The 12,663-nt window shown below is 65.0% G+C and carries 12 protein-coding genes; 4 read left to right on the top strand and 8 right to left on the bottom strand.

The features are described 5' to 3' along the window. Both ACOZKU_RS25860 and ACOZKU_RS25855 read left to right on the top strand, forming a co-directional pair. A partial coding sequence (locus ACOZKU_RS25860) for a crotonase/enoyl-CoA hydratase family protein (protein ID WP_421581317.1) occupies positions 1-721 on the top strand: 721 nt, incomplete at its 5' end. A gap of 183 nt (positions 722-904) precedes the next feature. After that, entirely contained in the window at positions 905-2,998 is a 2,094-nt protein-coding gene (locus ACOZKU_RS25855; protein WP_421581316.1) for a methyl-accepting chemotaxis protein, read from the top strand. Positions 2,999-3,053: 55 nt separating this feature from the next. On the opposite strand, the gene ACOZKU_RS25850 is transcribed toward ACOZKU_RS25855, so the two are convergent. Further along, on the bottom strand, positions 3,054-4,307 hold the full coding sequence (locus tag ACOZKU_RS25850) for a class I SAM-dependent RNA methyltransferase (protein ID WP_421581315.1): 1,254 nt from the start codon (positions 4,305-4,307) through the stop codon (positions 3,054-3,056). Next, a complete protein-coding gene (locus ACOZKU_RS25845) occupies positions 4,304-5,056 on the bottom strand; it encodes a TlyA family RNA methyltransferase (protein ID WP_421581314.1) in 753 nt (250 codons plus the stop codon). The genes ACOZKU_RS25850 and ACOZKU_RS25845 overlap by 4 nt, the downstream gene beginning before the upstream one ends. Positions 5,057-5,305: 249 nt before the next feature. On the opposite strand from ACOZKU_RS25845, the gene ACOZKU_RS25840 reads away from it, so the two are divergent. Further along, positions 5,306-7,492 (top strand): methyl-accepting chemotaxis protein, encoded by a 2,187-nt coding sequence (locus ACOZKU_RS25840; RefSeq protein ID WP_421581313.1) that lies wholly within the window; start codon positions 5,306-5,308, stop codon positions 7,490-7,492. 67 nt (positions 7,493-7,559) lie between these two features. On the opposite strand, the gene ACOZKU_RS25835 is transcribed toward ACOZKU_RS25840, so the two are convergent. Continuing rightward, positions 7,560-7,832: a hypothetical protein gene (locus ACOZKU_RS25835; protein WP_314087237.1), complete on the bottom strand. Its 273-nt coding sequence runs from the start codon at positions 7,830-7,832 to the stop codon at positions 7,560-7,562. A gap of 191 nt (positions 7,833-8,023) precedes the next feature. On the opposite strand from ACOZKU_RS25835, the gene ACOZKU_RS25830 reads away from it, so the two are divergent. Next, a complete protein-coding gene (locus ACOZKU_RS25830) occupies positions 8,024-9,034 on the top strand; it encodes a DUF4424 domain-containing protein (RefSeq protein ID WP_421581312.1) in 1,011 nt (336 codons plus the stop codon). A gap of 173 nt (positions 9,035-9,207) precedes the next feature. On the opposite strand, the gene dxs is transcribed toward ACOZKU_RS25830, so the two are convergent. The 5 genes from dxs to ACOZKU_RS25805 form a co-directional block, all read right to left on the bottom strand. Then, a complete protein-coding gene (gene dxs / locus ACOZKU_RS25825) occupies positions 9,208-11,127 on the bottom strand; it encodes a 1-deoxy-D-xylulose-5-phosphate synthase (protein ID WP_421581311.1) in 1,920 nt (639 codons plus the stop codon). A gap of 238 nt (positions 11,128-11,365) precedes the next feature. Then, entirely contained in the window at positions 11,366-11,764 is a 399-nt protein-coding gene (locus ACOZKU_RS25820) for a DUF1801 domain-containing protein (protein WP_421581310.1), read from the bottom strand. Between the two features lie 14 nt (positions 11,765-11,778). Beyond that, entirely contained in the window at positions 11,779-12,189 is a 411-nt protein-coding gene (locus ACOZKU_RS25815) for a DUF1801 domain-containing protein (RefSeq protein WP_421581309.1), read from the bottom strand. Between the two features lie 9 nt (positions 12,190-12,198). Continuing rightward, the gene (locus ACOZKU_RS25810) at positions 12,199-12,405 is read right to left on the bottom strand and encodes a hypothetical protein (protein ID WP_421581308.1); all 207 of its coding nucleotides are present in this window, start codon (positions 12,403-12,405) and stop codon (positions 12,199-12,201) included. Beyond that, a partial coding sequence (locus tag ACOZKU_RS25805; RefSeq protein ID WP_421581307.1) for an SRPBCC family protein occupies positions 12,402-12,663 on the bottom strand: 262 nt, incomplete at its 5' end. The genes ACOZKU_RS25805 and ACOZKU_RS25810, both read right to left, overlap by 4 nt.

Below are 12,663 nucleotides of genomic sequence, written 5' to 3'. Positions count from 1 at the left end.
CGCTCCCGGCGTGCAGGTGATCCGCCTCAACCGCGTGGAGAAGAAGAACGCCCTCACGCGCGCCATGTACCAGGCGATGACGGATGCGCTACGGGCGGGGGACGCGGACGAGGGCGTGCGCGCCACCGTCTTTCTCGGCTCCGAAGGCTGCTTTTCCGCCGGCAACGACCTTAACGACTTCATGGCCTTCGCCATGGGCGGCACGATGGGCCGCGAGGTGATCGACTTCCTGCATGCGCTGGCTGCCCATACCAAGCCGCTCGTTTCAGGCGTCGATGGCCTGGCGATCGGCATCGGCACGACGATCCACCTGCATTGCGACCTGACCTACGCCTCGATCCGCACGGAATTCCGCACGCCCTTCGTCGACCTGGCCTTGGTGCCGGAGGCGGCTTCCAGCCTGCTTGCCCCGCGCCTGATGGGCCACCAGCGCGCCTTCGCGCTGCTTGCTGCCGGCGACGGCTTTTCCGCCACCGCCGCGCGCGATGCGGGCCTCGTCTACGCCGTGGTGGAACCGGGCGCGGTGGAAGAGCAGACGCTTGCCGCCGCCAAACGCCTCGCCGCCAAGCCGCCGAAGGCGCTGGCGATCGCCCGCAGCCTCATTCGCGGTGATCGGGCGGACGTCGCGGCGCGCATCGACGAGGAAGCGGGATATTTTGCCGCCCAGCTGAAAAGCCCGGAAGCCCGCGCCGCCTTCGAGGCTTTCATGGCGCGGCGGTGATCTGCAATTTGTGGTCTATCAATTTTAACAGTGCCTTAAACACGTTTTCCTAGTGTGCGGCTATTCTCCGGCATTCTTTGCCGGCGGCCGCATGATGCGTCCGTTCCTCGCCTTCCCGGCATGCCGTTCAGCATCGCGCTCCCGCCGTCGCCGGCGAGGGCCTCCTAGGGAACATCGCGCCCCATGTCCAAGCGCTCCAATCTCATGACGCGCATTCTCGTCGTCGCGTCGCTCGTCGTCATCGCCGCCTTCACCGGCTTCTCTCTTTACATCGACAGCCTGCAGCGCAGCGTGCTGACGAAGTCCGTCGAAGAGAGCATCGACAGCTCCGGCAAGCAGGCGGCGCAGAGCATCGCCAACTGGCTGAATGCCCGCGTAATGCTAACCGAGACGGCGGCGAACGCCGCCGGCAAGGCCGCCGACCCGGCAGGTATCACCGCAGTGTTGCAGAACGACGTGCTTGTCGGCCAGTTCATGACCACCTATGTCGGCGACGAGGCCGGCACCTTCACAATGTGGCCTCAGTCGGCCATGCCCGAAGGCTACGACCCGCGCCAGCGTCCGTGGTATCAGGATGCGGTGAAGGCGAAGGGCAGCGTGCTGACGGAACCCTATATCGATGCCTCGACCAATGAGCTGATCATCAGCGCCGCCACACCCGTCAAGAAGGATGGCAAGGTGCTGGGCGTCGCCGGCAGCGATTTCTCGCTGAAGTCCCTCGTCGACATGGTCAATTCCGTCGATCTCGGCGGCAAGGGCTTTGCCTTCCTCGTCAGCAAGAACGGCCAAATCCTCGTGCATCAGGACAAGGCGCTCGTCACCAAGACGCTGGCCGATGCCTTCCCGGACGAGACGCCCGCCATCGGCGATGGCGTGATGCAGACGACCTATGCCGGCGCGCCGGTTCTCGTCTCCTTCGTGCCGGTCACCGGCCTGCCGTCGGTGGAATGGTATCTCGGCTTCACCATCGACCGCGGCATGGCATTCTCGGCCATCGACCAGTTCCGCATCGCGGCGACGATCGCCACCATCCTCGCCGTCGTGCTGATGATGGGCTTCCTCGCCACCGTGCTGTCGCGTCTCGTCGTGCGCCCGGTCAAGGACATGACCTCGGCCATGCAGAAGCTCGCCTCCGGTGACGTCCGCACGGAAATCCCCGGCCAGGAGCGCAAGGACGAGATCGGCCAGATGGCCGCCGCCGTCGCCGTGTTCCGCGACAATGCCATCGAGCGCACCCGCCTCGAAAACGCCGCCGAAGAGGGCCGCGTGCTCTCCGAAAGCGAGCGCCGTGAGCGCGAGGCCATGAAAGCGCGCGACGCCGCCGAAATCCAGCACGCCGTCGACGCGTTGGCCGATGGTCTCGGCCGTCTCGCCGAGGGCGATCTCGCCCACCGTATCGAAAAGCCCTTCGCCGGCCATCTCGATCGTCTGCGCGACGACTTCAACCACTCCGTCACCAAGCTGCACACGGCGATGACGACCGTGGGCCAGAATGCCCGCGCCATCGATGCCGGCGCCACCGAAATCCGCTCGGCTGCCGACGATCTCGCCAAGCGCACAGAACAGCAGGCCGCCTCGGTGGAGGAAACCGCCGCCGCACTGGAAGAGATCACCACGACCGTGAAGGACTCGACCCGTCGGGCCGAGGAAGTCGGCTCGCTTGTTTCGCGCACCCGCGCCGGTGCCGAAAAGTCGGGCGAGGTCGTGCGCCGCGCCGTCTCGGCCATGCAGGGCATCGAAAAGTCCTCGCACGAGATCTCCAACATCATCGGCGTGATCGACGACATCGCCTTCCAGACCAACCTGCTGGCCCTGAACGCCGGCGTGGAAGCGGCGCGCGCCGGCGAAGCAGGCAAGGGCTTTGCGGTTGTCGCACAGGAAGTGCGTGAACTCGCCCAGCGCTCGGCCAATGCGGCCAAGGAGATCAAGGCGCTGATCACCACGTCGGGCGAACAGGTCCGCTCCGGCGTGTCGCTGGTCGACGAGACGGGTGCGGCGCTGGAAGCCATCGTGCGCGAAGTGCAGGAAATCAACGGCCATGTGAATGCCATCGTTCTCGCCGCACGCGAACAGTCGACCGGCCTCCAGGAGATCAACACGGCTGTCAACACCATGGACCAGGGCACCCAGCAGAACGCCGCCATGGTGGAAGAGCAGACCGCCGCCAGCCACGGCCTCGCCTCGGAAGCCGCCGCTCTCAACGCGCTGCTCGCCCAGTTCCGCCTGGGCCACGGCGCTGCCACCCACACGGCCATGTCGCCACGCCGCGCGGCCTGATCCGGCATCCACAATGAAGAAGGCCCGGCAGCGATGCCGGGCCTTCTGTTTGCGCTTATTTCTCCAGCACCGCCACCGCCTCCACATGCGCCGACCACAGGAACTGGTCGACGGGCGTGACGAGGCGGATGCGGTAGCCGGCGGCTGTGAGGATGGCGAGGTCGCGGGCGAGGCTGATCGGGTTGCAGGAGACGGCGATGACCGTCTTTACGCCGGAGCGGGCGAGCTCCTTGCACTGGTCTTCTGCACCCGCACGCGGCGGGTCGAAGACCACGACGTCATAGACCTTGAGTTCGGAGGTCATCAGCGGGCGGCGGAACAGGTCGCGCCGCTCCACCGTGACAGGCTTGAGACCCTGGGTGTTTCGCGCGGCGAAATCCAGGGCCTTCAGCGCCTTCTCATCGCTCTCGACGGCGTGCACCTTGGCCTGGCGGGCGATCCGGAGCGCGAAGGTGCCGGAACCGGCGAAGAGGTCGGCGACGCGCTTGGCCTTGCCGAGCGCCGTCAGCACGATCTCGGCCATGGCGTCCTCGGCGGGTTTCGTCGCCTGGGTGAAGCCACCGGCGGGCGGGGAGACGCGCACGCCGGAAAACTCGATTTCCGGCTTCTGCGGCTCGATGACGATTTCGCCGTCGCTGGAGACGCGGTTGATGCCGGCGCGCAGCGCAAGCACGGTCTCGGTGACGGCGCGACGTTCCCGGTCGCCGACCTTCTTGACGCCTTCGAAGGCGAGGTCGAGCCCCCCGAGCGTTTCCAGAACCGTGACGCGAAATGGTTCCGCCGAGGTCGCGATGGCCGCTGCGACACGGCGGATCGCCTCGAGTTTCGAGATAATGCCGTCGCTGGAAATCGGACAGTGCTCGATGGAGACGATGTGGTGGCTGCCGGCCTGGTTAAAGCCGACCAGCATGTCCTTTTCCGTCCTGCGCAGGGTGAAGACGACGCGGCGCCGCTCGCCCGGACGGGCGATGACCAGCGGCGCGACCTCGGGCGTCAGGCCCTTGGATTTCAACGCCTGGACGACGAGGTTGCGCTTGAAGTCATGGTAGAGCGCGTCGCTGGCATGCTGCAGCGTGCAGCCGCCGCAGGTGCCGTTCTTGCCGTCAGGCCCGAAATGCACGCAGGGCGGCGTTACCCGCTCGGGCGAGACCTCGGACATCGACATGACCGTTCCGTGGTTCTTCACGCGCGCCACGGCGACGACCTCGCCGGGCAGCGTGAAGGGCACATAGACCGGGCCGCCGGCCGCTTCCGCAATGCCGTCGCCGCCGCTGCCGAGCCGCGCGATGGTGAGGGTTTCCGTCGTCATGGCTTGCGGCCTCCGAGCAGGTACTCGACATTGCCGTCACCGCCGGCAATGGGCGAGGGGATGAGGCCGAGGCTCTGCCAGCCCATGTCTTCGACGAGCCAGCGCTCGAGTTCTGCGGCAACGGCCGGCGCGCTCTCGGGATCCTTCAGCAGTCCGGCCTTGCTGATCGCCTCGCGGCCGGCCTCGAACTGCGGCTTGACGAGCAGGACGCAGAAGGCGCCGGGTTCGGCAAAGCCGAGCGCCGGGGGCAAGGCGAGCTTCAGCGAAATGAAGGAGACGTCGGAGACGACGACGCCGATCTCGCGGTCCTCGAGATGCTCCTCGTCGAGAACGCGGGCATTCAGGCCCTCGTAATTGGTGATGCGCGCGTCGTCGCGCAGCCGGGGGTGCAACTGGTCATGGCCGACATCGACGGCGATGACGTGGTTCGCGCCGCGTTCCAACAGCACATCGGTGAAGCCGCCGGTCGAGGCGCCGATATCGAGGCAGTCGAACCCGGCCGGGTCGAGGCCGAATGCATCGAGCGCGGCCTTCAGCTTCAGCGCGGCGCGCGAGACATAGGCCTGGGCGGGATCGTCGATCTCGATCTTCACATTGGCGGGAAATGTGGAGCTCGGCTTGGTGACGGTGCGGCCGTTCACGCGCACGGTACCGCGCGAAATGGCGTCGCGCGCCCGGGAACGGCTGGCGACGAGGCCGGCATTCAGCAGGAGCTGGTCGAGGCGGATGGTTTCGATAGGTCGGGACATTGCCTCTCATGACGCCTCGCGCCGCGGGTGGCAAGCCCCGTTGCCGTCAAACCTCCCCATATGGGGCATGCCGGAAGGACGAGACCCCCAAGAAACACTATGTCATATTCATTCTTCCTTAAATTATGACAATCACCGTTCGTTAAGGATAACCGGGATGTGACCGGCGTTTGGCTCCATGTGCGAACGGAGCGCTTCCAAAGGTTTTAAGCAATGGCGACCCGTCGGGAACGGGCGCAAGGAGCATCCATGACCCTACGTCTGTCCCACCGGATCGGCCTAATGGCGCCGATTGCCGTCGCGGGCATACTTCTCATCGTCGGTATCTTCGAAGTCGAGCGTCGCACCGCCGAGGAGTATGGCGCCAAGGTGGAGCGTCAGCGCAGCGCCGATGACGCCCTGCGCGGGCTGGAGATCGAATTCCTGCAGAACCGGCGCGCGGAAAAGGATTTCCTGCTGCGGCGCGACGAGAAATACATCGCCGCCCATAAGGAGATTTCGGCAAAGGCTGAAAAGTCGCTCGAAAACCTCGGAACGCTCCTCGACAATCCCGCGACCCGCGCCGATTTGCAGAAGATTTCCGACGGCTACGCCGCCTACCAGCGCAGTTTTGCAACGCTTGCGGAGGCCAGCATCGCATTCGGCCTCGATCCGTCGTCCGGGCGGGAAGGGGCGATGCGCACCGCGGTGCACACCATCGAGGAACTGTTGAAAGCTGTCGACGACAAGGGTCTTCAGGCGAGCATGCTGATGATGCGCCGCCACGAAAAGGATTTCATCATGCGCCGCGACGCGAAATACGTCGCCAAGCACGCCGAAGAGCGCGCCGCCTTCGCCAAGACACCGGCCGAAAAGTTCGGCGGCGCGGCAAACCAGGCGACGATTCTCAAGGCGCTCGATGACTACGGCAAGGCTTTCGAGGACTATGCCGCGATCGCCGGAACGGAGGCGGCAGCCCGCCAGAGCGTATCCGAAGCCTTTGCCGCCGTGGAACCGGTCTTCGACCAGATGTCGACCGGTATTGCCGCCGACAAGGCCGAGGCAGAGGCCGAGAGCGTCAAGGCGCTGGAATTCGCTCATTCGGTCGCCATTGGCGCGATCCTTGCCGCGATCGCCACCATCGCTGCGACGGTTCTTTTGATCGGCCGGTCGATCGCGCGTCCCATCGTCGCCACCACGAAGGCGATGACGGTTCTGGCCGGCGGTGACACCGCCTCCACCATCCCCTATGCCGGGCGTCGCGACGAGATCGGCGAAATGGCCGGCGCTGTGGAGGTCTTCCGCCAGGCGGCCATCGCCAATCGCCGGCTTGAAGCCGAAGCGGCGGAAAACCGAAAGCGCGCCGAGGCCGAACGCATCCATCTCCAGGAAGCGGCGGAAGCGGCCGCGCAGGCCCGTCTCCAGCAGGCGACCGCAGGCCTGGCGGGTGGTCTGCGCCGTCTCGCCTCGGGCGATCTGAGCTTCCAGCTGACGGAACCCTTCGCGCCCGATTTCGAGCAGCTGCGCCACGATCTCAACTCCGCTGTCGCCGAACTCGGTGCGACGCTCGGTGCCGTCGCGCAATCGAGCGGTTCCATCGACGATGGCTCGCGCGAGATCAGCGTCAGCGCCGACGATCTTTCCAAGCGCACGGAGCAGCAAGCCGCCTCACTGGAGGAAACCGCCGCCGCGCTCGACGAGATCACCGCCAATGTCGCCAATTCCACCAAGCGAGCGGACGAAGCGCGCAATGTTGCGGGCGAAGCCAACCGCAGCGCCCAGAAATCCGGCGAGATCGTCGCCGGTGCAATCGAGGCGATGAAGCGCATCGAGCATTCTTCCGGGCAGATTTCCAACATTATCGGCGTCATCGACGAGATCGCCTTCCAGACCAACCTGCTGGCGCTGAATGCCGGCGTTGAAGCGGCGCGCGCCGGTGAAGCCGGCAAGGGTTTTGCCGTCGTCGCGCAGGAGGTTCGGGAACTGGCGCAACGTTCCGCGCAGGCCGCCCGCGAGATCAAGGACCTCATCCGCAACTCCACCGCCGAGGTCGAAGGCGGCGTGCGGCTGGTGCAGGATACCGGCGCCTCGTTGCAGGCGATCGGCCTGCATGTCGCGACGATCAATCAGCATATGGATGCCATCGCCATTTCGGCCCGTGAACAGTCGGTCGGCCTCTCGGAGGTCAACACCGCCGTCAACCAGATGGATCAGGTGACGCAGCGCAACGCCGCGATGGTGGAAGAGACCAACGCCGCCAGTGCCTCGCTCGCCAATGAGGCGGTGCGGCTACGTGATCAGATCTCCCGCTTCGTACTCCCGAGCGTTTCGGGCGGCATGCGCGACCTGAAAGCCGTGCATCGCAGGATGGAGACGGCGGCGCGCATGCCCTCCCGGCCGGCGGCGCTCGCTTCGCACGGCAATGCCGCGCTTAAGCAGGAATGGACGGAATTCTAAGCGAAGGCCGATCGTAAACGCAAAACGCCCCGGTCATGCCGGGGCGTTTTGTTTGCGGCAGGGCCGGTCAGAGCCAGATGATACGGCCGGAATAGGTCTCGATCGTCTCGAACTCGACCATTGCGGAAATGCCCTGCGGCTTCATCTCGCCGCGTGCCGCTCTCACGAGACCGGGGTCACCCGCAATGTCGTGCGACTTACGGATGTCAGGCAGCTTCTTCTGCAGGATGGCGATTGCCGCAGCCTCGATGGCCGGGTCGTGTTCCGGCTGCTCTTCGGCAGCCGCGATGGAGGCATGGCAAAGCGTTGCGGCAAGAGCCGCGAGCAGCGCGTATCGCATGGTGAAAATCCCTGTCCGGTTTTTCTTTTCGTTGCGGGGACACTAGCAGCCGGAGGTTTCGCAACGGCCAAGGGATGTGGTTACGCGGTTGCAAAACGGGATGGTTGAGAAAACGTGACGCCCCTCCGTCCGCGCTTGCGGGCGCGGGCGATTTGGGCTGTTATCGCGCCCACAGACCATCGGGGATTTTCATGAAAAACGCTTTGCGCCACCTGCCGCTTCTTTTCGCGCTTTCGGCCGCGCCGGCCCTTGCCAATGACACGATGGCGGAGCTGAAGACGGGCGGCCTCACCTTCGTGCGCACGCCGGAGGTCGAGATGACGAAGGAGACGCTCTTCATCTCGCCGAGCGAAATCCGCGTCGATTACGTCTTCACCAACACCTCGGACAGGGATGTCTCCGGCCTCGTCGCCTTCCCGATGCCGGATATCGGCGGCGATCCCTATGCCAATATCGCGATCGACGATTTCGAGACGGACAACTATCTCGGCTTCACCGCCGCGCAGGATGGCAAGGCGGTCGCTGTCACCTTGCAGCAGCGCGCCTATGCCTCCGATATCGACGTGACGGAAGACCTCAAAGCCCGAAACATTCCGCTCCTGCCGATGTCCAAGGCCGCCAAGGAGGCGCTGAAGACCCTGCCCGACGACGTCGCCGCCGACTGGATCGCGCGGGGCCTCATCTTCATCGATACCTATGACGACGACGGCACGGGCATGAAGGATTATCGCACGCCGCTCTGGTCGCTGAAGTCGGTCTATTGGTGGCGCACAACCTTCCCGGCGGGCAAGGAGGTCACGGTGCAGCACCGCTACAAGACGAGCGTCGGCGGCACGGTGGGCATCTCCTTCCTGGAGGACGGCCAGCCGAAGGGCGAGCGCTATCAGGATTACGTTAAGCGCTACTGCATCGAGGACAACATCGTGCGCCGCGCCCAGCAGGCGGAAAAGGACATGCAGGCGGGAAAACCTTATCTTTTCGAGGCCTGGATTTCCTACATCCTCTCGACCGGCGCCAATTGGGGCGGTCCGATCAAGGACTTCTCGCTGACCATCGACAAGGGCGCTGCGGAAAACCTCGTGAGCTTCTGCGGCGAGGGCGTGAAGAAGACCGGGCCGACGACCTTCGAGATGAAGGCGAAGGATTTCACGCCGGAAAACGAGATCGATATTTTGTTGCTGAAGCCGAGCGGGGCGCAGTGATGCGGAGCGCGAAAGCGCGTATGCCCCTCATCCGCCTGCCGGCACCTTCTCCCCGCAAGCGGGAGAAGGAGGCTGGGGCGATGCTTTGCTTTGTGATTGAAGGAAACGGTGCGGCATGTTCCTTCGCCCCGCTTGCGGGGAGAAGGTGGCCGACAGGCCGGATGAGGGGCTGATCAGCCCGCCGCACCCACGCCGACGGCCTTCTGGCCGAGCGCTTTGAACACCGTCGAAACGATGCCGGCGCGGTCGAGCCCCGCCTTGGCATACATCGCCTCCGGCTTGGCCTGCTCCATCCAGATGTCCGGCAGCACCAGCGGGCGGACCTTCAGCCCGTGATCCAGCAGGCCTTCCATAGCGAGGAATTGCAGCACATGGCTGCCGAAGCCGCCGACCGCGCCTTCCTCGATGGTGATCAGCACTTCGTGGTGGCGGGCAAGCTGGCGGATAAGATCATGGTCGAGCGGCTTGGCGAAGCGCGCATCGGCGACCGTCGTGGAAAGGCCCGACGCGTCGAGGTCCTCGGCGGCCAGCAGGCAATCCGCAAGGCGGGTACCGAAGGACAAGAGCGCGACCTTCGATCCCTGCTTGACGACGCGGCCCTTGCCGATTTGAAGGATTTCGCCGCGCGCCGGCATATCGACGCCAACACCTTCGCCGCGCGGATAGCGGAAGGAGATCGGGCCGGCGTCATAGCTGGCGGCGGTGCGCACCATATGTTTCAGCTCCGCCTCGTCGGCGGCGGCCATCACCACGAAACCGGGCAGCGTCGCGAGATAGGTCGTGTCGAAGGAGCCGGCATGGGTCGGCCCGTCGGCGCCGACGAAACCGGCGCGGTCGATGGGGAAGCGCACCGGCAGGCCCTGGATGGCGACATCGTGCACCACCTGGTCGTAACCGCGCTGCAGGAAGGTGGAATAGAGCGCGCAGAACGGCTTGTAACCCTCAGCGGCGAGGCCGGCGGCGAAGGTCACGGCGTGCTGTTCGGCAATGCCCACGTCGAAGGTGCGCATCGGATAGGCGGCCGCGAGCTTGTCGATGCCGGTGCCGTTGGGCATGGCGGCGGTGACGCCGACGATCTTGTCGTCGAAGCCGGCTTCCTGCACCAGTGCCTCGCCGAAGACGGCGGTATAGCTCGGGGCATTCGGCTTGGCCTTGGCCTGCGTGCCGGTGATGACGTCGAAGGTGTTGACGCCGTGATACTTGTCGGCGGCGGCTTCGGCCGGCGGATAACCCTTGCCCTTCTGCGTCACGACATGAATCAGCACCGGGCCCTTGGAATTGTCGCGCACATTGCGCAGCACGGGCAGCAGGTGCTCGAAGGAATGACCATCGATCGGGCCGATATGATAAAAACCCATCTCCTCGAACAGCGTGCCGCCGGTCACGTAGCCGCGCGCATGCTCGACGGCGCGGGTGATCGCCCGGTCGACCTTCTTGCCGAGATAGGCCGTCAGCTTCTTGCCGAGATCGCGGAAGCCCATATAGGTGCGGCCGGAGGCGAGACGCGCCAGATAGGCGCTCATCGCGCCGGTCGGCGGCGCAATCGACATGTCGTTGTCGTTGAGAATGACGATGAGGCGCGCATCGAGCGCACCGGCATTGTTCAGCGCCTCATAGGCCATGCCGGCCGACAGCGCGCCATCGCCGATGACAGCGATGACATTGCGGTTCTTGCCGGAAAGGTCGGCGGCGACCGCCATGCCGAGGCCGGCGGAAATCGAGGTCGAGGAATGGGCGGCGCCGAAGGGGTCGTATTCGCTTTCCGCGCGTCGGGTGAAGCCGGACAGGCCGTCTTCCTGGCGGAGCGTCCGGATACGGTCGCGCCGGCCGGTCAGGATCTTGTGCGGATAACATTGATGACCGACGTCGAAGATCAGCCGGTCGTCGGGCGTGTTGAAGACCTTGTGGATGGCGATGGTCAGTTCCACCACGCCAAGCCCGGCGCCGAGATGGCCGCCCGTGCGCGAGACGGCGTCGATCATTTCCGCGCGCAGCTCGCTGGCGAGCTGCGGCAGGTCGCGATCGTCGACGCCCTTCAGGTCCGCGGGGATGCGCACCTTGTCGAGCAGGGGGGTGGCTGGCGTCTGTGTCACTCTCAGGCCTCGTCTTCTCGCGCGCGTGCCGAAGCTCCCTCGCGGAACCCGGTACGGCGTTACGGTTCGTCACCGCGCTAGCCTGTCAAATGCAGAATGCGGCGCGCGATTTCAACCGTTTCGGCAAGTCTAGAGCGTATTTCGCCGGATTGATACCACGCAATCCGACGCAGCCCCGCGTTCTCCAAGGCAAATCAGGCATTTTGCAGACGTCGCTAACCGCTAAAGTCGCCTATATCTACTTCTTCTTCTTGGCGCGGGAGGCCTGATTCAGGGCGACGGCGGCACGGATCAATGCCTTGAGCGCGTCTTCGTCGATGTCAGCCCCTTCCGGGAAATCGATGGCGCGGCGCGTGTTGCCCTCGAGGCTGGAGTTGAAGAGGCCGGCGGGATCGTCGAGCGACGCGCCCTTGGCGAAGGTCATCTTCACCACGGTCTTGTAGGTCTCGCCAGTGCAGAGGATGCCGTCATGCTCCCAGACCGGCACGCCGCGCCATTTCCATTCCTCGGTCACCTCGGGATCGGCCTGCTTTATCAGCGCCCGCAGCCGCGCCAGCATGGCGCCGCGCCAGTCGGCGAGGTCGGTTATGCGCTTGTCGATAAGCGTCGACGGGGATTCGGTTTCAGTCGTGCTCATGGTCTCATCCCGTGTCAGAGGCGTTCGCCCGGAAGGGACGCTGCCTGCCGGATCCAGCTGGCAAGCAGCGCTTCATCGAGGTCTTCGCCTTCGCGAATATGAAAATAGCGCGTTTGCGCGGTTTTCGAGGCGACCGGCGGCACCGGATCGAGCGCGGTGCCGCGAAAGAAGGTCAGCTTTATATATTTTGCAAAACAGTGATAGCTGAGAAACCAGCCATCGCCCGCCTTGCCATAGAAGGGCGAGTTCCATTTCACCGCCTTGGCCACACCGGGCACGGTCTTTTCGACCAGCGCGTCCAGCCGGCGGCCGACATCGCTCTTCCAGCCGGGCATGGCGGCGATATAGGCCTGCACCGGCCCATCGCCATCGCCCTTCGCAATCTGCGGGTTGCCGCCGGACAACAGCACCGGTTTGTCGCTCATCCCTGCCTCCTAGCCGCGTCGCGCACGGGCAATATAGGGCAGGGCGAAGAGATAGAGACCGCTCACCAGCAAAAGGATCAGCGGAAAGAGCGCCAGCAGGCCGATCCAGATCGGCGGCTGGCCTCCAGTCATCGCCGCGATGTTGACCAGCACGGCGAGTGTGAAGAGAATTGAAATCCAGCGGTGGCTCTGGCGGATCAGGATGTTCCAGTTCATGGCGCTTCCTCCTGTTCCAGCCCGGCCAGAACCCGTTCGAGACTGTTGAAGTTCTCCTGCCAGCCGTGGCGTGCGCCGCCGAAGGCCTGTTTCTGTTCCGGGCGGAAGCCCGTCTGCTCCATGCGCAACAGGGTGCCCGTCGCCGTCGGCGTCAGCGTGAAGCTGACGACGCTGCGGAGATCGAAGGCCGGATCCTCGTGCGGGTGGTCCCAGCGATAGGTCAGCACCTTGCCCGGCTCGATCTCCAGAACCTCGCAA

This window comes from Shinella sp. M31 (assembly GCF_049199205.1).
Taxonomy (GTDB): domain Bacteria; phylum Pseudomonadota; class Alphaproteobacteria; order Rhizobiales; family Rhizobiaceae; genus Shinella.
The sequence above is the reverse complement of the archived record's forward strand: the minus strand, read 5'-3'. Positions and strand labels throughout refer to the sequence as shown.

Bases quoted from the DNA above. Each gene is read 5' to 3' on its own strand.
- ACOZKU_RS25810 (WP_421581308.1), bottom strand. From the start codon at position 12,405: ATGAACTGGAACATCCTGATCCGCCAGAGCCACCGCTGGATTTCAATT.
- ACOZKU_RS25835 (WP_314087237.1), bottom strand. From the start codon at position 7,832: ATGCGATACGCGCTGCTCGCGGCTCTTGCCGCAACGCTTTGCCATGCC.
- ACOZKU_RS25855 (WP_421581316.1), top strand. From the start codon at position 905: ATGTCCAAGCGCTCCAATCTCATGACGCGCATTCTCGTCGTCGCGTCG.
- ACOZKU_RS25820 (WP_421581310.1), bottom strand. From the start codon at position 11,764: ATGAGCACGACTGAAACCGAATCCCCGTCGACGCTTATCGACAAGCGC.
- ACOZKU_RS25845 (WP_421581314.1), bottom strand. From the start codon at position 5,056: ATGTCCCGACCTATCGAAACCATCCGCCTCGACCAGCTCCTGCTGAAT.
- ACOZKU_RS25840 (WP_421581313.1), top strand. From the start codon at position 5,306: ATGACCCTACGTCTGTCCCACCGGATCGGCCTAATGGCGCCGATTGCC.
- ACOZKU_RS25830 (WP_421581312.1), top strand. From the start codon at position 8,024: ATGAAAAACGCTTTGCGCCACCTGCCGCTTCTTTTCGCGCTTTCGGCC.
- ACOZKU_RS25850 (WP_421581315.1), bottom strand. From the start codon at position 4,307: ATGACGACGGAAACCCTCACCATCGCGCGGCTCGGCAGCGGCGGCGAC.
- ACOZKU_RS25815 (WP_421581309.1), bottom strand. From the start codon at position 12,189: ATGAGCGACAAACCGGTGCTGTTGTCCGGCGGCAACCCGCAGATTGCG.